The 19,863-nt window shown below is 73.7% G+C and carries 19 protein-coding genes; 13 read left to right on the top strand and 6 right to left on the bottom strand.

Features of this window, described 5'->3' with window-relative positions:
• Positions 1 to 82 precede the first annotated feature (82 nt).
• From LY13_RS06240 to pspM, 3 genes are all read left to right on the top strand, one after another.
• Complete coding sequence (locus LY13_RS06240) at positions 83 to 565, top strand: helix-turn-helix domain-containing protein (protein WP_253827325.1); 483 nt, start codon at positions 83 to 85, stop codon at positions 563 to 565.
• A 202-nt stretch (positions 566 to 767) separates the two neighbouring features.
• The gene (locus tag LY13_RS06235) at positions 768 to 1,649 is read left to right on the top strand and encodes a PspA/IM30 family protein (RefSeq protein ID WP_253827324.1); all 882 of its coding nucleotides are present in this window, start codon (positions 768 to 770) and stop codon (positions 1,647 to 1,649) included.
• A gap of 43 nt (positions 1,650 to 1,692) precedes the next feature.
• On the top strand, positions 1,693 to 2,670 hold the full coding sequence (pspM, locus tag LY13_RS06230; protein ID WP_253827323.1) for a phage shock envelope stress response protein PspM: 978 nt from the start codon (positions 1,693 to 1,695) through the stop codon (positions 2,668 to 2,670).
• A gap of 73 nt (positions 2,671 to 2,743) precedes the next feature.
• Here the strand turns inward: pspM and LY13_RS06225 are convergent, their stop codons facing one another.
• The 3 genes from LY13_RS06225 to LY13_RS06215 all read right to left on the bottom strand — a co-directional run bounded on the left by LY13_RS06225 (position 2,744) and on the right by LY13_RS06215 (position 6,015).
• Positions 2,744 to 3,793 (bottom strand): quinone-dependent dihydroorotate dehydrogenase, encoded by a 1,050-nt coding sequence (locus LY13_RS06225; RefSeq protein WP_253827322.1) that lies wholly within the window; start codon positions 3,791 to 3,793, stop codon positions 2,744 to 2,746.
• A gap of 506 nt (positions 3,794 to 4,299) precedes the next feature.
• Positions 4,300 to 5,151, bottom strand: a complete 852-nt coding sequence (locus LY13_RS06220) for a DNA-formamidopyrimidine glycosylase family protein (RefSeq protein WP_253827321.1) — start codon at positions 5,149 to 5,151, stop codon at positions 4,300 to 4,302.
• Between the two features lie 3 nt (positions 5,152 to 5,154).
• Entirely contained in the window at positions 5,155 to 6,015 is an 861-nt protein-coding gene (locus LY13_RS06215; RefSeq protein ID WP_253827320.1) for a ParA family protein, read from the bottom strand.
• A gap of 158 nt (positions 6,016 to 6,173) precedes the next feature.
• Between LY13_RS06215 and LY13_RS06210 the strand changes: the two genes are divergently transcribed.
• From LY13_RS06210 to LY13_RS06200, 3 genes are all read left to right on the top strand, one after another.
• Positions 6,174 to 6,935: a class I SAM-dependent methyltransferase gene (locus LY13_RS06210; protein ID WP_253827319.1), complete on the top strand. Its 762-nt coding sequence runs from the start codon at positions 6,174 to 6,176 to the stop codon at positions 6,933 to 6,935.
• A 60-nt stretch (positions 6,936 to 6,995) separates the two neighbouring features.
• A complete protein-coding gene (locus LY13_RS06205) occupies positions 6,996 to 8,249 on the top strand; it encodes a DNA polymerase IV (RefSeq protein ID WP_253827318.1) in 1,254 nt (417 codons plus the stop codon).
• Positions 8,250 to 8,455: 206 nt separating this feature from the next.
• The gene (locus LY13_RS06200; protein ID WP_253827317.1) at positions 8,456 to 8,875 is read left to right on the top strand and encodes an SCO2097 family morphological protein; all 420 of its coding nucleotides are present in this window, start codon (positions 8,456 to 8,458) and stop codon (positions 8,873 to 8,875) included.
• Positions 8,876 to 9,217: 342 nt separating this feature from the next.
• Here LY13_RS06200 and LY13_RS06195 read toward each other — a convergent pair whose 3' ends face one another.
• Genes LY13_RS06195 through LY13_RS06185 form a run of 3 tightly spaced genes read right to left on the bottom strand, consistent with a single transcriptional unit; the run spans position 9,218 to position 14,275 of the window.
• Complete coding sequence (locus LY13_RS06195) at positions 9,218 to 11,701, bottom strand: transglutaminase TgpA family protein (protein ID WP_253827316.1); 2,484 nt, start codon at positions 11,699 to 11,701, stop codon at positions 9,218 to 9,220.
• Positions 11,698 to 13,059, bottom strand: a complete 1,362-nt coding sequence (locus tag LY13_RS06190; protein WP_253827315.1) for a DUF58 domain-containing protein — start codon at positions 13,057 to 13,059, stop codon at positions 11,698 to 11,700. Before LY13_RS06190 ends, LY13_RS06195 begins: the two co-directional genes overlap by 4 nt.
• Positions 13,060 to 13,072: 13 nt before the next feature.
• On the bottom strand, positions 13,073 to 14,275 hold the full coding sequence (locus tag LY13_RS06185; RefSeq protein ID WP_253827314.1) for an AAA family ATPase: 1,203 nt from the start codon (positions 14,273 to 14,275) through the stop codon (positions 13,073 to 13,075).
• A 212-nt stretch (positions 14,276 to 14,487) separates the two neighbouring features.
• Here LY13_RS06185 and LY13_RS06180 point away from each other — a divergent pair, with 212 nt between their 5' ends.
• From LY13_RS06180 to ftsL, 7 genes are all read left to right on the top strand, one after another.
• Positions 14,488 to 14,883 carry a hypothetical protein gene (locus tag LY13_RS06180; RefSeq protein WP_253827313.1) on the top strand — a complete coding sequence of 132 codons (396 nt, stop codon included), beginning with the start codon at positions 14,488 to 14,490 and terminating at the stop codon, positions 14,881 to 14,883.
• 110 nt (positions 14,884 to 14,993) lie between these two features.
• Positions 14,994 to 15,542, top strand: coding sequence for a DUF3558 family protein (locus LY13_RS06175; RefSeq protein WP_253827312.1), 549 nt, complete (start codon positions 14,994 to 14,996; stop codon positions 15,540 to 15,542).
• A complete protein-coding gene (locus tag LY13_RS06170) occupies positions 15,539 to 16,207 on the top strand; it encodes a PE-PGRS family protein (protein ID WP_253827311.1) in 669 nt (222 codons plus the stop codon). The genes LY13_RS06175 and LY13_RS06170 overlap by 4 nt, the downstream gene beginning before the upstream one ends.
• On the top strand, positions 16,204 to 16,986 hold the full coding sequence (locus LY13_RS06165) for an ESX secretion-associated protein EspG (RefSeq protein WP_253827310.1): 783 nt from the start codon (positions 16,204 to 16,206) through the stop codon (positions 16,984 to 16,986). The genes LY13_RS06170 and LY13_RS06165 overlap by 4 nt, the downstream gene beginning before the upstream one ends.
• Positions 16,987 to 17,425: 439 nt before the next feature.
• Complete coding sequence (gene mraZ, locus LY13_RS06160) at positions 17,426 to 17,857, top strand: division/cell wall cluster transcriptional repressor MraZ (protein WP_253827309.1); 432 nt, start codon at positions 17,426 to 17,428, stop codon at positions 17,855 to 17,857.
• 199 nt (positions 17,858 to 18,056) lie between these two features.
• On the top strand, positions 18,057 to 19,016 hold the full coding sequence (gene rsmH, locus LY13_RS06155; protein WP_253827308.1) for a 16S rRNA (cytosine(1402)-N(4))-methyltransferase RsmH: 960 nt from the start codon (positions 18,057 to 18,059) through the stop codon (positions 19,014 to 19,016).
• Positions 19,013 to 19,843, top strand: coding sequence for a cell division protein FtsL (gene ftsL, locus LY13_RS06150; RefSeq protein WP_253827307.1), 831 nt, complete (start codon positions 19,013 to 19,015; stop codon positions 19,841 to 19,843). The genes rsmH and ftsL overlap by 4 nt, the downstream gene beginning before the upstream one ends.
• The last annotated feature ends 20 nt before the right edge of the window (positions 19,844 to 19,863 follow it).

Below are 19,863 nucleotides of genomic sequence, written 5' to 3'. Positions count from 1 at the left end.
CGATGGCGGACGGGCCGCGCTCATGACTGTGCGGTGTCGGTCCCGGTCGGTACCGTGGGCGGTGGTTGAAGGGAGGCGCGTGATGACCGTGCTGCTACGTGAGGCGATCGGTGACCGGCTCCGCCATGCCCGGACCACGAGGCGGCGGACGCTGCGTGACATCTCGCGCGTCGCGAGGGTGAGCCTGGGATACCTGTCCGAAGTCGAACGCGGGCAGAAGGAGGCTTCCAGCGAACTGCTGGCCTCGATCTGCGAGGCCCTGGATCTTCCCCTGTCGGATCTGCTGGTCAGCGTTGCCGGTGACGTCTCCGCGCTGGACAGCGTGGACGCGGTCGGGAGCGTGGACGGGCCTGTGGAGCCCGGCGTCGACGGGGCCGACGCGAGCGCGGAGCGCTCGGTCGACGTCGGTGAGGCGCCCGCGAGCGCCGGGGGCGACCGCGAGGGCTTCGAAGGCGGTTCGCTCGTGACGGGCCCGGTCGGCGACGAACTGACCGACCTGCAGCTGTCGCCGGTGCTGCGCACGACCATTCATCAGCCGGAGGCGAAGGCCGCGCTCGTGGCGTGAGTGCGGCCACGAACCGAGATCATCCGCTTGTCCGGGAAACCCGGTGAAATCCCCCGAAATCCTCCGGGGTCTTGTGGAACGACCGCTGCCGACCTGACACGATGGAACCCGACACCGGGGGTTGCACGTTGCCAGGTCGACGGCCAGCGGTGACAACACCGGACCAGTAAGCCCGTGGGACGTGGAGAAGGCAGGCGGAAAGATGGCCAACCCTTTCGTGAAGGCATGGAAGTACCTGATGGCGGCGTTTTCGGCGAAGGTCGACGAGAACGCCGATCCGAAGGTGCAGATCCAGCAGGCCATCGAGGAGGCGCAGCGCAACCATCAGCAGCTGTCGCAGCAGGCCGCCTCGGTGATCGGTAACCAGCGGCAGCTGGAGATGAAGCTGAACCGCCAGCTCGGCGAGGTGGAGAAGCTGCAGTCGTCGACGCGGCAGGCGCTGACGCTGGCCGAGGAGGCCCGCGCCCGCGGCGACGAGCAGAAGGCTCAGGAGTACGAGACGGCCGCGGAGGGCTTCGCCGCCCAGCTCGTCACCGCCGAGCAGAGCATCGAGGACCTCAAGACGCTGCACGACCAGGCGCTGCAGGCCGCCGACCAGGCCAAGCAGGCGGTCGAGCGCAACGCGAGCATGCTGCAGCAGAAGCTGGCCGAGCGGACCAAGCTGATGTCGCAGCTCGAGCAGGCCAAGATGCAGGAGCAGGTCTCCAACTCGCTGAACCAGATGACCGAGCTGGCCGCTCCGGGCAACACCCCGTCGCTGGAAGAGGTCCGCGACAAGATCGAGAAGCGCTACACCACGGCCGTGGGATCCGCGGAGCTGGCGCAGAACTCGGTGCAGGGCCGCATGATGGAGGTCCAGCACTCGACCACGCAGCTCGCCGGGCACAGCAGGCTCGAGCAGATCCGCGCCTCGATGTCGGGCGGTTCGGTGGCAGGCGAGGTGACCGACGGCTCGGCCGCGTCCGGCACCTCGGCCGCGTCCGGCACCTCGTCCGCGGGCGCCACGCAGCCTGCCGCCTCGCCGGACATCCAGCAGGAGATCCAGCAGCGCGTGCAGGCCGAACAGCAGAAGAACCAGGCCTGACACGGCCGGATCGGGCCGGTTCACGAACGTCCGGGAGGCGGTCATGGCGGGGAAGCCGGGCAGGCGGGATTTCAGCGAGCTGACGGCGAAGCTCGGTAAGCACGTCGAACGTCTGCCCGACTACGCGCAGAAGGCCCAGGAGAAGGTCCAGAAGTACCTGCCGCCCGAGGACCAGCGGGCTGCCGACGGTCGGGACCGGACGTCGGAATCCAGCGGGGAGACGACCGCCGGGTCCGACGGCACCCGCGCCGGTGGCCGTCCGGCGCCGCGGCCCAAGGTGGACCTCACGGTCGTCACCGACGTCCGTGACAAGCTCGCCGCGTGGAACTCACCCGAGGCGAAACACGCGCGGCGGGTGCGCTGGACCCGCCGCGCCTTCACCCTGTGGGCGGTTCTGACGCTTCTGGCGGTGCTGTGGGCGGTCGCCGGGTACTTCGGCGTGGTCGGCGTGTACGACGGGGTCGAAGGCGCGCTGACCGGAGCGGCGGGCACCGTCGTGTTCGGTGCGCTGGCGGTGTCGTCCGGCACGAAGCTGCGACGACTGGGGCGGGCCGCGCCGCCGAAGCCCGATCCCTCGGCCACGTTGCCGCCCGCGAACTCGGCAGCCCGGGAGCCGATGGAGAAGCTCGTCGACAGTGAACGCACGCTGACCGACCTGCTCGACCAGCTGGCCGCACCGCAGCACGGGGCGCCGTCGGGGGCGACCGGGTTCGACGTCGAGGACGCCAGGGCGACGGCGATGGACGCCTCGGCGGCCCTGCGCGGGCTCGCGGCGCGGCTCGAATCGATCGAGCGGGCCCGCGACGCCGCCCCCGCGCGCGAACGCGGCGGACTGGACTCGGCCGTCACCGCACTGCGGGAGCAGCTCGACGAGGGACTCGAAGGTTACGGCACGCTCGTCGCCGCGGCGGGCCGCGCGGTCGCCGCGAGCAGCGACGGCGCGACCCCGGCGAAGGACGCGCTCACCGACGCCACCGACCGGCTCGCCGGACTGGCCGTCGCGCTGCGCGAACTGTCCTGAGGCGGGCGCCGTCGCAGGCCGCCCGCCGTGGTGACGTCGTCGTGGTGACGCCGTCCTGAGCCGGGGCGGTAGTTCAGTATTCGGCGGGCCAGCGTGCCCGCTCGGCGGCGAGGCGGCGGTTGATCGCGCGCACTACCGACGGTCCGTGCAGCGCGAACGCGGTGTACAGCTGCACCAGGGCTGCGCCGGCGTCCAGCATCGCCTCGGCGTCGGCGGCCCCGCCGACCCCGCCGACCCCGATGATCGGCAGCGCGCCCGCGGTGCGGGTGTGCACGAACCGCACCACGTCCCGGGCACGCCGGGTGAGCGGCCTGCCCGAGAGACCGCCGGTCTCGGCCGCCGCGGCGGCGTCGGCCGTCGCCAGACCGTCACGGGCGAGCGTGGTGTTGGTGGCGATGATCCCGGCGACACCGTGGTCGGTGCACACCTGCAGCAGCTCGCCGAGTGCGTCGTCGGTAAGGTCGGGGGCCACCTTCACCAGCAACGGCGTCGTCGGTGCGAGGTCGCGCAGCGCGGTGAGGATCTCGGTGAGGGAGTCGCGGTCCTGCAGCGTGCGCAGTCCCGGAGTGTTGGGGGAGCTGACGTTGATCGCGACGTAGTCGGCGAACGGGTGCAGGGCGCGCAGGGACGCCTCGTAGTCGGCGACGGCCTCGTCGATCGGCGTGACCTTCGACTTGCCGATACTGATGCCCAGCGGAACGTCCGGCGTGCCGTCGCGGGTCAGCCGGGCCGCGAGGGCGTCGGCGCCGGCGTTGTTGAAGCCCATGCGGTTGATCACCGCGTCACTGTCGGGCAGGGCGAACAGCCGGGGACGGAGATTCCCGGGCTGCTGCCGGGCGGTGACCGTGCCGACCTCGACGAACGAGAATCCGAGGGCGGGCCATGCGTGCAGGGCCCAGCCGTCCTTGTCCATGCCCGCGGCCAGGCCGACCCGGCCCGGGAACCGGACGCCGAACGCGGTGACGGGGTCCTCGGCGGCGCAGGTGCGCCGCAGCGCGGCCCGCACCGGTCCTGGCGCGGCGCTCAGCAGACCGAGCGCGCGGACGGTGCGTTCGTGGACCCGTTCGGCGTCGCCGCCGTGCAGCCGGTACAACGCGGGGCGGAGCAGACTGTCGAAGAGCACGGCTGCCTATGGTGCCGTACGGGCGCTCCGGCTGCCGGTACCGGCCCGCCGGGGCCGTGCCTGCGCCGCGGGAGCACCGGAATCGCGAGAAAACCGGAGTCGAGAGGGCGCCGGAATCACAGGGAGCACCGGCGCCGAGGGAGGCGGAGCCGGTGGCCGAGCGAGGCGCGACCGGTGAATGAGGGAAACCCCCGATGCGACTCCCGGACGTCGTCAGCCGTCCGGGCCCGTGGTGGACCGGTCCTCGGGAGCATCGGGGGCCGGTGACCGCCTGGTATTCGCCGGGCGGCACGCGGTGGTCCGCATACCGTCCTAGCGGACGGCCACCTCACGAGTCCTGTAGCTGTTCACTGCTGGACCACCTCCTTTCTCGTGTACCCGCCACGCTAGGCGCGGCCGGCAGCCTCCGGCAACGTGTTTTTCCCGCCGGCGGTGTGTCCCGTCTCGCACGTGCGGGGACGGCGCGCTGAGACGGCGGGCACCGGGGCACCGTCGGCCCCCGGCGGTCAGCGTTCCGGCGCCGGGCCGTGTTGGCATCGCGGGCAGAACCACGTCGGCCTGCTCTCGGTGCCCGGTCCCTGCGTTGCCACGCGGACCGGGCCGCCGCAGCGGAAGCAGCCCAGCCGGGTGCGCTCGTACACCCAGGTGCGCCGGCCGCGGCCGAGGTGGCCCGTGGTGCTCTGTTCCCAGCGGTGGGCGTTGGTGCGCAGCAATCTCCGTGCGAGGTCGACCACGCTCGAGGTGTCCACGTCGGACACCGGCGTCCACGGGGTGACGCCGGTGAGGAAACAGAGCTCCACCTTGTACAGGTTCCCGACGCCCGCCAGTGCGGTCTGGTCGAGCAGCGCGGTGCCGAGTTCGCGGCCCGGATCGGCCGACAACGCCGCGGCGGCACGTGCCGCGTGGGCATTCGTCCACTCCGGATCGAGCAGATCCGGCCCCAGGTGGCCGACCCGCCGGTGTTCGTCGGATGTGGACAGCAGCGCCAGGTCGTGCACGCGGACACCGACGGCCGTCGCATCCCCGGCGGTCAGCACGACGCGCACCTGATGGGCGGGCGCTCCCCAGCGGTCGCCGGTTCGCAGCGTGCGCCAGGCGCCGTCCATCCGCAGGTGGCTGTGCAGGCTCAGCGCGCGGTCCTGGTCACCGGTCCCGCCGCGGCGAGGTGATCCGTCACCACCGCCGCGGAACCGGAAGAACAGATGCTTGCCCACCGTGCGCACGCCGGTGAACTCGGCTCCGGTGAGGTCGACGGTCGCCAGCGACGGCACGCGGAAGTCCGTCGCCGTCAACGTCCGCCCGCTCAGCGCCCGGTCGACGAGCCTGCCGGTGAGGAAGACGGTGTCGCCCTCGGGCACGGGTCACGCCGAGTCGGGCTGCGCGGACGGGTCGTCGGGCTCGCCGGGCAGGCGATGCCGTCCGGCGCGGCTGGACCGCAGGATCTTGGCGAGCACCATGTTGAACGTCAGCCCGATCTCGTGCGCCCCGGGCGACTTCCACTCGTGGATCGGCAGGCACGCGCCCTGTGCCTGCTGGATGGCGAGCCGGTCGGGGATGGCCGTGGGCATGACCGCCCTGCCGAACGTCTGCCGCAGCTCCTCGACCCGGTAGTGGTGTTCGTACGAGCGCGGGCGCATCCGGTTGACCAGCACGCCCGCCGACTGCAGCCGCGGATTGGGTCCCTGCCGGACCGTCTCGATCGCCTCGAACGCGCGCTCGGCCCCGGACACGGCGTACATCGTCGGTTCGGTGACGAGCAACGCGGTGTCGGCGGCGAGCAGTGCCGACCGCGTCAGCCTGCCCAGCGACGGTGGGCAGTCCAGGATCGCCACCTCGTACGGGCGGTCGCCCTGTCCTCGCGCGCCGTGGCCGCGTGCGCGCAGTGCCTCGAGCGCGCGGGCGAGGTTGTCGAGCCGCCGGCTGTCCGGGCCGGGCTCGTTGAGCAGTTCCAGGTCCTCGGAACTGACGAGGACGTCCAGCTCGGGGCTCCAGCCGCTGGGGGCGAGCGCGTCGGCGACGACCGCCTCGCGCGGGGTGTCCAGCACGGCGGTGAGCGAGGACGTCGTCATCGGCGGATTGAGTGTGGCCGTGGCGTTGCCCTGCGGGTCCAGGTCGGCGACCAGCGTGCGGGCGCCCCGGCGCAGCGCGGCGGAGGCCAGCCCGAGGGCGACCGTCGTCTTGCCCACGCCTCCCTTGAGACTCAGTACCGCGACCGTATGCACGCCGCACAGCGTATCGGCTCGCGGAGTGTCACGGGGTGGTGCCGCGTGCACAGGGGAGATCCCTCACTCGGGTGGCGGCGTGATCCGCGACGTCGCCCTCGGCGTGTCCCGGTGCCGGGGCGCGCGGGCGCGGGGCGGCGTGACTACGCTGGGCGCCCATGCGAACGGAGTACGCGGCCGGCCACGGGTCCCCGGCCGTACGGCGAGTGCTGTCGGACGAGCTGGCGCAGGCCCGCGAGCGCAGGTCCGGCAGGCCGCGGGTGATCGACGTCGGTGGCGGCACCGGCGGCTGGGCGGTCCCACTGGCGGGCCAGGGATGCGACGTGACGGTCGTCGAGCCGAGCCCGGACGCCGTCGCCACGCTCCGTCGCCGCGCCCGTGAGGTGGGTGCGGACGACCGGATCACGGTGGTGGCCGACGACGTCGACGCGCTCGCCGGCCACGTCCCGGAGGGCTCGGCCGACCTGGTGCTGGCCCACGGACTGCTCGAGGTCGTCGACGACCCGGCCGCCGCGGTGCGGGCGTTCGCCGCTGTGACCGCGCCCGGTGGCGCGGTGTCGGTGCTCGTCGCGAACCGGCACGCCGCGGTGTTGCAGCGCGCTCTGGCCGGCAGGTTGTCCGAGGCCACGGCGCTGCTGTCGGCCCCGGAGGGCGTGCTGTCCGGGGACTCGGAGACGGTGCTGCGCCGGTTCGACACCTCCGGTCTGGAACTGCTGCTCGGTGGTGCGGGACTGGCGGTGGCGCTGATGCAGGGCGACGGCGTGGTCGCGGACGTGGTCCACCAGCTCGACGCGGGAGCCGACGGTGCGGACGCCGCCTGGGAACGCGAGGTCACCGAGTTCGAGGACCGGGCCGCCGTGACGCCGCCGCTGCGGGACATCGCGAGCAGGCTGCACGTGCTGGCGCGCCGCCCCGCCTGAGGGCAGGACGCGCGGTCGCGGCGCACCGTGATCGTCGGTGGTGGCCGCTAGTCTGGCGCCGTGGGACGTAATGCGCAGCTGCCCGACGGGTACGAGCGGTTCCTGGTGCGTACCGGCGCCCCGCGGGCGGCCGTGCCCGACGACACCGGGTGCGGTGTGCTGCACGTCGACATGGACGCCTTCTACGCGGCCGTCGAGTTGCGCACCCGCCCGGAGCTCGTCGGCAGGCCGGTCGTCGTGGCGGGCGCGGGGCCGCGGTCGGTGGTGCTGTCGGCGACCTACGAGGCGCGGCGCTACGGTGTGCGATCGGCGATGCCCGCGGCGACCGCACGGAAGCTGTGCCCCGACGCGGTGTGGCTGCCGCCCAGCCGAGACGCCTACCGGGAGGTCTCCGACGGGGTCATGGCGCTGTTCCGCGACATCACACCGCTGGTGGAACCACTCAGCCTCGACGAGGCGTTCCTGGACGTGAACGGGGCGCTGCGCAGGCTGTCCGCGACGCCCGCCGACATCGGCGCACGGATCCGTGAGCGGGTGGCCGCCGAGCACGGCATCACCTGCTCGGTCGGCGTCGGCAGGGCGAAGTTCGTCGCCAAGCTCGCCTCCGGAATGGCCAAGCCGGACGGCATGGTCGTCGTCCCGGCCCCCGAGACGCTGTCGTTCCTGCACCCGTTGCCGGTGTCGGCGCTGTGGGGCGTGGGCACGCGCACGGAGGACGCACTCCGCAGTCACGGCTACGCGACGATCGCGGACGTCGCCGCGGCCCCGGTCGACCGCCTTCGCCGCAGTGTCGGCGCGGCGGCGGGGGAGCACCTGCACGCGTTGGCCCACGGCCACGACGATCGCGACGTCGTTCCGGAGTCGGAGGAGAAGTCGGTGGGGGCCGAGCACACCTTCGACGCCGACGTCCGGGACCGCGGGGCGTGCGAGCGCGAGCTGCTGCGGTTGGCGCAGCGCGTCGCCGCGACCCTGCGCCGGAAAGACCTGAAAGGCAGGACCGTGTCGATCAAGGTCCGGTTCTCCGACTTCCGGACCATCACCCGAGCCCGCACCCTGCCCGCCGCCACCGACGTGGCCCACGAGGTCCACGCCACGGCGACCGAGCTGTTCCGGGAGGCGACCTCCGGCGCGGCCGTGCGCCTCGTGGGAGTGCGTGTGGAAGGTCTGACGGCCGGGGACGCCGCGGAACAGCTCACGTTCGACGCACCCGAACCCCGCTGGCGGGACGCGGAGGTGGCCGCCGACGACGCGCGTTCCCGATTCGGTGCCGCCGCCGTGCGTCCGGCGTCGTTGTTGTCACCCGATGAGAGGTGACGTCCGTCGCGTTCCGTGCCCGCCCGTACACCGCCGGACGTCGCCGCAGGAAACACTGCCGCCGGAAGGGGAGATCGGGTAGTCGCCGACGCGCGGTGCTCGTATCCTGGAGTCCGACACCCCGACCGGGGCTGTCAGGGTCCACGATGAAATGCGGTCCGGTGCCGCCAGGTGGCGCCGGGAAGCGCTGTGCCGGAGGAGGAAAGATGCCACTCTCCGAGCATGAGCAGCGGCTGCTCGACCAGATCGAGCGCGAGCTCTATGCCGAGGACCCCAAGTTCGCATCGTCGGTACGCGGCGCGAAGGTACGTCGCCCGAAGCGTGGCAGGCGCCTGCAGGGTGCCGCGCTGTTCGTGCTGGGCATCGGCCTGCTCGTGCTCGGCGTCGTCGTGCCGGTGCGGGTCGCCGAGATCCCGCTGATCAGCGTGTTCGGCTTCCTGGCGATGTTCTTGGGGGTGGTGCTCGTCGTCACTGCCATGCGAGCAGGTGGGGAGCCGGAGGAGGAATCCGGCAGCGGTTCCGGGGACTCCGGCGGCGGCTCGTCCGGCGGCGCCGGACAGCGCCGGCGCAGTTCGTTCTCCCAGCGGATGGAGGACCGGCTCCGCCAGAGGTTCGACGACAGATGACGACGTCCGGCCGGTCCGCGCCGTCGCACCGGACCCCGTGACCCCGGATCCCGCGGCACGGTTCTCCGCAGCGGCGTGACCCGGCCGCAGCCGGCGTCAGCGGTCATCGCACAGGTCTGCTCGAGCAGGGCTCTCGCATGCGGAGCCCTGCTCGAGTCGTGTCCGATCCCCGTCACCCGAGGCCGGGTGTCGCCGGGTGCGGGTGACGCCGGGTGCGGACGTCGGGTGCGGGTGTCGCCGGGTGCCGGTGTCGCCGGGACCCTCCGTGTCGCCTCGCCGAGGTCTCGTGTGCACGGGCCCGGGCGCCGGTGCCCGCGTCGCGGGACCGGGCCCGCGCGGGAATCAGCGTTCGCGGCGGCGCAGCAGTGACCGCGGCAGGATGCGTCGCCGCCACGACAACGGCGCGCAGCGGGCGACGCTCTCGCGCAGTCCCGCGAGCGCGCGGTGCAGTTCCGGCTCGGGAGACGCGGCCTGCGGCGAGGGCGCGCCGGTCGGGCTGTACCACGCCCGCTCCACGACGGTGACGATCGTCTGCAGCTCGCGGCGGCCCTCCTCGTCGAGGTCGAGCCGGTCGCCGATGGTCTCCGCGGACTGCCTGAGGGTCGCCGTCGACGGTAGGTCGACGCCCCGGTCGGCGCATTCGGCGAGCACTTCGCGCCATGCGGCATCCGGCGACGCGTCGGTCAGTCGGGACACCTCGGCGATCCGGCGTTCGCGGATCAGTTCCCGGGCACATGCGGGCCCGACGAGGCAGGCGACGAGCAGGAACACGCCGAGGGCGACGGCCCAGTGCACGAGCCAGGCGGCCAGTGCCACCGTGACGAGCCAGCTGCCGACGACGGCGGCGATGCCCGCGCCGGGGGTGGCGCGGCCGGTGGTGATGCGCCTGCCGAGTGCCAGGACGCCCACGGTCGTCAGCGCCAGCAGCGCGCCCGCCAGCAGGCCCGGCCATTGCGGCGGTGGCCCGGACCGCTCGTCGTTCTGCGCCTGCTGATCGGGTCCGTCGGCGGGCTGGGACGGTTCCGGGGACGCGGACGAGCTCTCCGGGGACTGCGACGAGCCGGTCGGCTCGTCGGGTGCCGAGCTCTCCTCGGTGTCCAGGTAGTCGGGCGTGTACCCGCGGCCGTTGGTGAGCGGGGTCGGATCGAACGTGACCCAGCCGAGGTCGTCGCCGAAATACACCTCGACCCACGCGTGCGCGTCCTCGGACGTCAGTACCCGCGTGCCGCGGGCGTCGGTGGTGCCCCGCGTGAAGCCGACGGCCACGCGGGACGGCACGTCGAGCGAGCGGAGCATGACCGCCATGGCGGAGGCGTACTGCTCGCAGAATCCGCGCTTGCCGTTCAGGACGAAGTCGGCGAGCGCGTCGGGGTCGGAGGCCGGTGCGGTCTCGGTGTCGTAGACGAATCCGTTGGCCGGGTCGGTGAAGTACCGCCAGACGGCCCTGGCCTTGCCGAACGTCGTCGGCGCGTCGGCGGTGAGGTCGCGCGCGAGCGCACGCACACGCGGATCGACCCGGGGCGTCTCCTGGTACCGCGGGTCGGGGCCGGTGACGGTTCCCGCCGCACGGAGCTGGTCGCGTGTCGGTTCGGCCAGCGACGTGGTCATCGTGTAGGCGCGCGGCCTGCGCCGGTCCTCGCTGTACACCGCCCCGCTGGTGCGGTCGTAGTACCAGTCGCCGGGAGGCGGGTCGATGCTGCGGATCTTGCCGTAGGTCGGCAGCCAGACGTCGGTCCAGTTGACGGGTGTCACGCGGACGGTGCGGGACTCTCCTGCGACCGTGTCGCCCGGTGCGGTCGGCAGGGGACCGTCGGCGGGGCGCCCCGCGGGCATCCGGCGGCCGTCGGGCAGCCCCCAGCCCTGGCCGGGGATGTAGCGGGACAGGGTGAAGGCGCGCATCAGGGGCGCGTCGTCGCCGAGGCCGTCGACCTCGAACATCCGGGTGGGGGAGCGGTCACCGAGCATGCCGCGCAGCGACGTGAACGGTTCCACGCCGAGTCCGCCGGGCGCCGCCTGTTCCTCGGAGTCCGATCCGGGCAGGCTGCCCTCCGTCCCGACGACGGTCAGCGTCGCGCCCGCGACCAGGCCCGCGACGACGGCCGTGACGACCAGCGCCGACGGGGCGGTCATCGCGCCCACACCGGCGCCCGACCCGCGCGCCGGCGCGCGGGTGCGCCACACGCGGTGCCGGTGGCTGCCGTCCACGGCGAGCAGTGCCGCGTAGGCCACGACCCCGAGCGCGAACGTCCACCACGGCAGCAGTTCCGCGGTGAGCGCCGACGGCACGGCGTGGACACACAGCAGGAGCAGACCGGTCGCCGCCGGTGCGGCGGCGGTCACGGCCAGCAGGTCCACCACGAGCGCCACCAGCCCGACGCTGATCATGATCAGGCAGCGGATGCCGTCACTGGCGGCGACCGGGGGAAGTCCGGTGCGGATGTCGGAGAACCCGGCGGTGAGCACCTGATGCAGTTCGCCGAACGCCTGGGGCCCCGGCAGCAGCCCGAGGACCCCGCCGGTGGTGAACGATCCGGTGACGAGCACGAGCAGCGCCAGCAGCTGTGCGGCACCGACGAGGAACGGGTGCAGCCGCACGGCGCGCGCGGCGATGCCGGTGCCCGCGATGAGCAGCGCCGCCGCCGCGATGTCGCCGAACCAGGACCAGCCCTGCACGACTCCGGTGAGCGCGGTGGAGACGGCGATCGTCGCGAGTGCGGCCGTGAGCGGGCCGACGACCCCGTGCAGCGTGAGCCGTGGCCGCCTGCGCGGCGGTGCGGGGGGAGCCGGGGCGGGCGGCGGTGGAGCAGGGGGTGCGGGCGCGTTCACCGGACACCACCCGCCTGCAGCGGGCCTGCCGTGGTGGCACGGCACAGCTCCGCCCAGGTGTCGGCGACCCCCGCGGTCCTGCCCGCGACGACGACCCGCCAGCCCGCGGCCCGGAGCAGCGCCGCCGTGTCGGTGACCGTCGCGGCCGGTTCGTACCCCGGCGCGTCCTGCCACGACGCGGTGTCGAGCAGCACCGCGAGGCTGGGCGCGCCGCGGGGGCGGCTGTGGGTCAGCTCCGCGACGCCCCTGGCGCCGACGGTGCCCAGCACGGCGATCAGCTCGTGGCCCTGGGCGTGCGCCGGTCCCGACGACACGGCCAGGTCCCGTTCGTGCGCGGGTTGCAGCGCGGCGAGCGCGTCGAGGGCGACCCCGCCGCCCGCGTGCCCGGCGCCGTCGGCGATGTCGGCCAGGACGTGGCCGCGTTCGTCGGCCAGTCGCACCGGACTGCCGGAACCGCTCAGGTGCACGCACACGCTGGCGGCGAACTCGACCGCCCACTCCAGACTGCCGTCGGGACGGCCGACGCCGTGGTGCGCGGCGGCGCGCCGGTCGAGCAGCACCGTCGTCCCTCCCCGCCAGGGGCGTTCCTCGACGCGGACCATGATCTCGTCGCGGCGCGCCGTCGAACGCCAGTGGACCTTCCGCATGTCGTCGCCGGTTCGGTACTGGCGCACCATCACGTCCGGATCGCCCTGGCCCGCGTGGTGACGGACGGTGCCGCTGTCGACCCCGCCGGTGCCCGCGCCGCCGGGACGTCCGCGCAGCGGGGTCACGCGCGGCACGACGACGACCCCCGACGGCGGGACGAGGTCGCGGTCGACCTCGCAGAGCCCGAACGGGTCGGTGATCGTCGCGCGCAGCGTGCCGATGCGGTGGACGCCGCGCATGCCGGGCCGGATCGGGTAGCGCAGCGTGACGGGGTGGTGGGGAAGCCGCTCCACCACGAAGCGGGGCCGCGGGCCGAGGGGGTGTGGCAGCCGGTCCTCGAGCAGGATCTCCCCCGCGGGGAGTCTGCCGGTGCGCCACAGGTCCAGGCGGACGTCGCCGTCACCGCCCGCAGGCACCCGTTCGGGGGTGATGGTGCGGCGGGCGCCGATGCGGACCTTCGACACCGTCGCGAGCGCCGCGGCCAGCAGGGGCAGTGCCACGACGAAAGCCGCGATCCGCAGGAGGCCGCGTTCGTCGAGTACGACGGCGCAGGCCGCGGCGGCGACACCCGCGGCGAGCAGGCACCGGCCCCGGGTGGTCAGACCCGACAGGGCCCGCAGGAGTGCCGGTCGGCGGCGTGGCCCCGCCGGAGGACGGGTCTGCTCGGGCGCCGCCTGCGGTGCCGGGGCACCGGCCGCGTAGCTGGTCATGGTCGATCCGCGCTCAGTAGCCGTACGGGCCGCCGTGGCCGTCCGGAACGCCGGGACGCCCCGCACCGCCGGGGTGACCGGGCCGGCCCGGGTGGCCCGCGTGGCCGTTGCCGGTGTGGGGCGGCGAGGGGTGGCCGCCTGCGGTGGGCGCCGGTGTGCCGGCGCCCGCACCGCCGGTGGGTGCGGCGCGCTGCGGAACCGGCACCCGCTGCAGGACGGAGTGGACGACGTCCGAGGCCGAGCGGCGGGCGGCGAGCGCCTCCGTGGTCAGCACGAGGCGGTGCGCCAGCACCGGCACGGCGACCGCGTGCAGGTCGTCGGGCACGACGAACTCACGCCCGGAGAGTGCGGCCTGGGCGCGGGCGGTGCGGATCAGCTGCAACGTCGCGCGGGGCGAGGCGCCGAGCCGCAGTTCGGGCAGCTGGCGCGTGGCCGACACCAGGTCGACGGCGTACTGCCGGACCTCGTGCGCCACGTGCAGCTGCTGGACGGCGCGGGCGAGCCGGTGCACGGTCTCGCCGTCCGACACCGGGGTGAGGTCGTCGAGCGGGTTGTGTCCCGCGTGCTCGTCGACCATCGCCAGTTCGGCCTGCGGGTCCGGGTAGCCGACCGAGACCCGTGCGGTGAAGCGGTCGCGCTGGGCCTCCGGCAGGGCGTAGGTGCCCTCCATCTCGACCGGGTTCTGGGTGGCGATCACCATGAACGGCGAGTCGAGCGGGTACGTCGTGGTGTCGACGGTGACTTGCCGTTCCTCCATGCACTCCAGCAGCGCGGACTGCGTCTTGGGGGAGGCGCGGTTGATCTCGTCGCCGACCACGATGTTCGCGAACACCGGGCCGGGCCGGAACTCGAACGAGGCCTGCTGGCGGTTGTAGATCGACACGCCCGTGACGTCGCTGGGCATGAGGTCGGGGGTGAACTGGATGCGGCTCACGGTGCAGTCGATCGACCGGCCCAGTGCCTTGGCGAGCGAGGTCTTGCCGACCCCGGGCACGTCCTCGACGAGCAGATGTCCCTCGGACAGCAGCGTGACGAGTGCGATGCGGACGACCTCGGGCTTGCCGACCAGCACGCGCTCCACGTTGGCCGCGATGCGCTGCGCCGTGTCGTGCAGGTCGCCGAGCCCGGACTGCCCGCCCGGACCGACCGGCGGCGGGTACGCGGGGCGTTCACCGACGTCCTCGGTGGTTGCGGCAGAGTGCCCTCTCGACGTCACGCGACCTCCACATTCCGTGCATGCGCCCTGCTCCAGGGTCCCACGAAGTGTGTCAAACACGGGCGAAACGCGGAGATTCACCCCGCGTAGTGCGGTGGTGACGACGAGCACACGTCGCACCGGGCCGTACGCCGCGAACGAGGGCTGGACAGCGGCGCACGGTCGCCTAGGATTGCGGGCTGGAATCGTCCGGTCACGGAGAGGCATGCGCGATGACGAGTGGTACGCCTGCGCCCGTGACGGGCCCGGTCGACCTTCCCGCGGGCGCCTTCGCCGTCGCGCCCGATCTGGCCGAGGACGCGCTGCAGCGGATCGGCGAGCTGCAGGACGTGGTCGGCAGGCTCGTCAGGGAGGCGAAGGTCCTCGGCCGGTCGGTGCCGCTGGGCGACGGTTACGCCGGGGAGATCGGCGAATTCATGGCCCGCTACGGCATCGACCCGGCCGGCGGCGGTGAGCCGTCCTCGGGCGCCGCGTCGGATGCGCTCGTGGCGTTCGGCAGGGAGCTCGCCGAGCTGCGCAGCCGGATCACCGACGCGCTCGAGCAGTACCGGCAGCAGGACGAACAGGCAGAGGGCGAGCTGAAGGGCGTCGATTGTCAGGGCGGGTGAACGGCCGGGTCCCGCGGTCGCGCGGCACGGCTACCGCTGCCGGGTCGCGTGGGGCCGGGTCGCGAGGGACAGGGTCGCGTGGGCCGGGATCGCTGCTGCGTGCGGCGCTCGTGCCGGCGCTGTCGGTGGCGTGCCTGGTCGGGGTCTCCGCCTGCGGCGCGGCGGGCGGGGACGCCGCCGTGGGCGCAGGTGGTGCGTCCCCGGCCCCGTCGGCGGAGACGGCGTCGTCGGAGAGCGTGTCGTCGAGTGCGGACCCGGCGGAGACCGATCCGTGTGCGTGGCTGACACCGGCCGAACGGTCGACCGCGGGGCTGGCCGTGCCGGGCGAACGGCGAACCGTCGGTTCGGCCGCGGCGTGCGACTACACGGAACCGGGTGCGGGCGGCGTCACCGTCACGTTCGACACGGCCTCCGCGCTGGCCGACCTCCGGCCGGACGGGGAGGCGACCTCGATGCGGATCGCGGGCCGCGAGGCGCAGCAGGTGGCCGATACGGCGGCCGACGACGGCACCTGCACGGTGTTGCTCGCCGCCGGACCCTCCTCGTCGGTCCACATCGATGTGTCCACGGCGGACTTCCGCGGCACCCGTGAGTCCTGCGAGCGAGCGTCCACCGTGGCGGAGCTGATCGCACCCGAGCTGCCGGGGAGGGCCGGATGAGCGCATCCCGACACGACGAAACCCGACACGACGAAACCCGACACGACGAAACCCGACAGGACGAACCGGCGCAGGGGGACGGGGCAGGCGGAGGCGCCGCGGGCGAGTCCTCTGTTCCCCAGCCGGACGTGCGGTACGAGTGGTACAGCCACGACCAGCTCAAGGCCATGGTCGACGCCGGCAACGATCCGGAGTCCGCGGGTGAGCTCGGTGCGAGCTGGCGGAGTCTCGGCCGGACGTTGCAGCAGGCGAGCGAGCAGCTGGGCGCGTCGTCGGCGGCGTCCGAGGAGGCGTGGCAGGGCGAGGCGGGCCGGGCGTTACGGGCGGCGCTGGGCCGGGCCACGGAGTGGGCGGGCCGGGCGGCCGCGACCGCCGACGCGCTGGGTGGCGCCGTCGCGGCGCAGGCGGGTGCGGCGGCGCACGCGCGGTCGGCCATGCCGGATCCGGTCTCGTACGACCCGGGCGGGATGATCCGCGACGCCATGGGTGCCGGCGATCTCGCGGCCCTCGCGGGACTGCCCGATGCGATGGCCGAGCGCCGCGCCGAGGCGGAGGAGGCGCGGCGCAGGGCCGTCGACGTGCTCCACGCGCGTGACCTCGCGCTGCGCGACGCCGCGGGCGTGCGATCGTTCACCGTGCCGCCGCGGCTGGCAGGGCCGGCATGATCCGGCTGTCGGCGTCGGCGTTCGACGTCCTCTGGTCGGACCTCGACCTCGGCGCGCCGCCTGCGGTGCTGGCCGTGCCGAGCGTGGGACGCACCGCGGAGGAACGCGCGCGGATCCGGCAGGAGGTCTATGCCAATCTCGCCGACCGCGGCCTGTATCCCGGTGAACTGGACGAGACGCTGCGGGCCCGGCTGACCGGGATCGCCCGCGCCGCCGTCCTGATCGACTGCGAAGTGCTGTTCGACGCCGCCGATCCCGAACCGTTGCGCGGCCTCGTCGCGGAGTCGGAGGGCGGCAGGGGAGTGCTGGCCGTGCAGCCGAACCGGACCATCGGCCTCGACACGGTGGGCGACGGCCGGGCGTGCGCCGAGGCGGCCGCCATCCTGCCCGAGGTCGACGCGGGCCCGGGGCGCGGCGTGAGCCTGCCCTCGACCGCGCTCGAGGCGGCGGCCGACCCCGTGTACGACGGCGGCAGCGGCTCGCGAGCACGCGACGACCAGGTCAGGGAGGTGCTGGCCGTCCAGGCGCGACCGGTGCTGGCCGCGGGGCAGTTCTCCGTGTACCGCCGGGAGACCACCCGGCTCGTCCGGCAGGGCGGCCTGAGCTGGTTCCTCACCGACGTCGGTGCCTACACCGCCACCGTCGCGCCGCGTTCCGGCGACGATTCCTGGCTGACGGTCGCTCCCGCCGACCGCGAACGGGTGGCCACTCGGCTCGCCGACCTCGTCGCGGAACAGTCCTCTCCTGCCGGGACCGCGGCGACCACAGGCCTCCGCTGACGGTCGGGGCGGCGGCGCACCCCATCGACGCCGCCCGCCACCGACGCCGCCCGCCACCGACTCCGCCCGCCACCGACGCCGCCCCCACCGTGCCCCACGGCCCGGACCACCCCTCCCCACGGCGTTCCCCACCTTCACCCACCGGGCGTCCCGGACGCCGGTTTCTCCCGCAGAATCGGGTAAAACCGGCGCTCGGTGCTCCTCCCGGTCGTGGCGACATCCCCCGGGGCGGCGATCTTCCCCCACTCCTCCCCACGGTTGAACCACTGCCGTGACCTGCGTGAACTCGTCGCAAACCCGGCTGTTCCCGCCGTTTTCACGTTGACTGTGGGGAGAAGTGGGGTACGGTGGTGACAAGTGGGGCGGAAGGGAGCTCCGTGGTCGATGCCGGCAGGTCCGACGGGAAGGACTGCGGGCTCGGCAGGGGAGGTGGAGGCCGGTGTTCCTCGGCACTCACACCCCGAAGCTGGACGACAAGGGGCGGCTCACACTGCCCTCGAAGTTCCGGGAAGCGTTGGCTGGGGGCCTGATGATCACCAAAGGTCAGGACCACTGCCTCTACGTTTTCCCGCGAGCGGAGTTCGAGCAGTTGGCCAGGAAGGTCGCGGAGGCCCCGTTCACGAACGAATCGGTGCGGGCCTACCAGCGGTACCTGTTCGCGGGGACCGATGAGCAGCGGCCGGACAGTCAGGGCCGGATTCCGATCGCACCCGAGCTGCGGCGCTACGCCGGGCTCAACAAGGAATGCGTGGTGATCGGGGCGATCACCAGGCTGGAGATCTGGGATTCCGAGGCGTGGCAGTCCTATCTGGACGAGAACGAGGACAACTACGCCAAGGCGCAGGAGGAGATCCTGCCCGGTGTCTTCTGACACGGAATCCGCGACATCCGGTCGCGGGGTGTTTCCCGGGTCGTCGGGGACACGGGAAACAACGAACAGGCGACGTGGGCGCGGATGCCCTCAGGCTGCGGCCCTGATGCACCTTCCCCGGTATCAGGCCCGCAACCTGTAGGCATCCGCCCCGCGTCGGGGAGAGAAGTCCCGGTGGGGCGGGGCGGAAGGGGGCGCAGTGAGCAGCGATTCCGCGCACCTGCCCGTGCTGCTCGACCGCGTGACCGCACTGCTGGCCCCCGCGCTGAGCGACCACGACGCGGTGCTCGTCGACACCACGCTCGGCCTCGGCGGTCACGCCGACGCGCTGCTGGCGGACCACCCGCGGTTGCGGCTCGTCGGTCTGGACCGGGATCCGAACGCGCTCGACCGTGCCCGGCAGCGGCTGTCGCGCCACGGCGACCGGGTCGACTACGTCCACGCGGTCTACGACGAGTTGCCCGACGTGCTGGACGAACTCGGGCTGTCGCATGTGGACGGCGTGCTGATGGACCTCGGTGTCTCGTCGATGCAGCTGGACGTCGCCGACCGCGGGTTCGCCTACGCGCAGGACGCGCCGCTGGATATGCGGATGGACCAGACCACCGGCCCGCGGGCGGCCGACGTGCTCAACACCTACTCGGTCGCCGAACTGGCCCGCATCCTGCGCGAGTACGGCGAGGAGCGGTTCGCCCACAAGATCGCGAAGGCCGTCGTCGCGGCTCGGGAGTCCGAGCCCTTCGACCGCAGCGACCGGCTGGTGCGGCTGCTCTACGACGTCGTGCCCGCGGCGAGCAGGCGTACCGGCGGGCATCCCGCGAAACGGACGTTCCAGGCGTTGCGCATCGAGGTCAACCGGGAGCTGGACGTGCTGCGGGCCGCGGTGCCGGCCGCGCTCGACGCGCTGCGTGAGGGCGGCCGGATCGTCGTCGAGGCCTACCACTCGCTCGAGGACCGCATCGTCAAACGTGCCCTCGCCGACCGTGCCAGCTCCCGGACCCCGGAAGGGTTGCCGGTCGAGCTTCCCGGGCACGGCCCCGAGTTCCGCCTGCTCACCCGCGGTGCCGAGAAGGCGGGCGAGCAGGAGATCGAGCACAACCCGCGCGCGGCGTCGGTACGGCTGCGCGCGGCCGAGCGGATTGGAGCGGCTGCCTCATGACTGCACCCGCACGTCCTCGTACCCAGCCGGTCGAGCGGCCGCGGCAGACTCCGCGCCGCTCCGCGAGGCAGGCGCCGACGTCCGCTCCCGAGACCGGATCGCCGCGGCGCCGCAGTTCCGCGGCCGAGCGCGCCTATGCCCGGCGGGCCCAGCGCGCCGAGACGCTGCAGCGGCAGACCGAGCGCCGGGAGACACCGGAGCCGCGCAGGCTGCGGATCCGGATCGGCTGGCCGACGTCGCGCGCCTCGTTCGTGCTGATGCTCATGGCTCTGATGGCCGTGGGGGTGGCGACGACGTTGTGGCTCTCGACCCAGGCGATCTCCGACTCGTACCGCCTCGAACAACTCCGGCAGAACAACGCCGCCCTGCTCGAGAGGTCCGAGGAGCTGCAACGGGCGGTCGCCTCGGGCGAGGCGCCTGCGCGGCTTGCGGAGCGTGCGCGGGACCTCGGGATGGTGCCGGGCGGCAACCCGGCCCGACTCGTCGTGGGTGACGACGGCACGGTGCGCGTGGTCGGTGAGTCGGAGCGGGCGAGCGCGCCCGCACCGCAGCAGTCGTCGACCGGGCGGCCCGGCGGCGCGCAGGGTGACGGCGCGCAGGGTGACCGTGCGCAGAGTGACGGCGCCCAGGGTGACGGCGCGGAGAGTCGTGACCGGCAGGCGGGCGATGCGCAGGAGGACCGGGCTCAGCAGCGTGACAGCCAGGCCGGCGACGACACGCGCGGCGACCGCGGGAACGACGGCGACGGCGGCCGGGGCGGTGACACTGGAACCACCGGCGACGGCGACCGGCCCGCGGACTCGGCCGCGGCGGAGACGGCCGACTGACCCCCCCGGGTCCGCCGCCG

This window comes from Prauserella aidingensis (assembly GCF_024171865.1).
GTDB classification, from domain to species: domain Bacteria; phylum Actinomycetota; class Actinomycetes; order Mycobacteriales; family Pseudonocardiaceae; genus Prauserella; species Prauserella aidingensis.
This window is presented reverse-complemented; position numbering and strand designations above follow the sequence as displayed.

Excerpts from the sequence above, each read along its gene's own strand:
- LY13_RS06240 (WP_253827325.1), top strand. The coding sequence starts at position 83 with ATGACCGTGCTGCTACGTGAGGCGATCGGTGACCGGCTCCGCCATGCC.
- LY13_RS06235 (WP_253827324.1), top strand. The coding sequence starts at position 768 with ATGGCCAACCCTTTCGTGAAGGCATGGAAGTACCTGATGGCGGCGTTT.
- pspM (WP_253827323.1), top strand. The coding sequence starts at position 1,693 with ATGGCGGGGAAGCCGGGCAGGCGGGATTTCAGCGAGCTGACGGCGAAG.
- LY13_RS06210 (WP_253827319.1), top strand. The coding sequence starts at position 6,174 with ATGCGAACGGAGTACGCGGCCGGCCACGGGTCCCCGGCCGTACGGCGA.
- LY13_RS06200 (WP_253827317.1), top strand. The coding sequence starts at position 8,456 with ATGCCACTCTCCGAGCATGAGCAGCGGCTGCTCGACCAGATCGAGCGC.
- LY13_RS06190 (WP_253827315.1), bottom strand. The coding sequence starts at position 13,059 with ATGACCAGCTACGCGGCCGGTGCCCCGGCACCGCAGGCGGCGCCCGAG.
- LY13_RS06180 (WP_253827313.1), top strand. The coding sequence starts at position 14,488 with ATGACGAGTGGTACGCCTGCGCCCGTGACGGGCCCGGTCGACCTTCCC.
- LY13_RS06170 (WP_253827311.1), top strand. The coding sequence starts at position 15,539 with ATGAGCGCATCCCGACACGACGAAACCCGACACGACGAAACCCGACAC.
- LY13_RS06165 (WP_253827310.1), top strand. The coding sequence starts at position 16,204 with ATGATCCGGCTGTCGGCGTCGGCGTTCGACGTCCTCTGGTCGGACCTC.
- ftsL (WP_253827307.1), top strand. The coding sequence starts at position 19,013 with ATGACTGCACCCGCACGTCCTCGTACCCAGCCGGTCGAGCGGCCGCGG.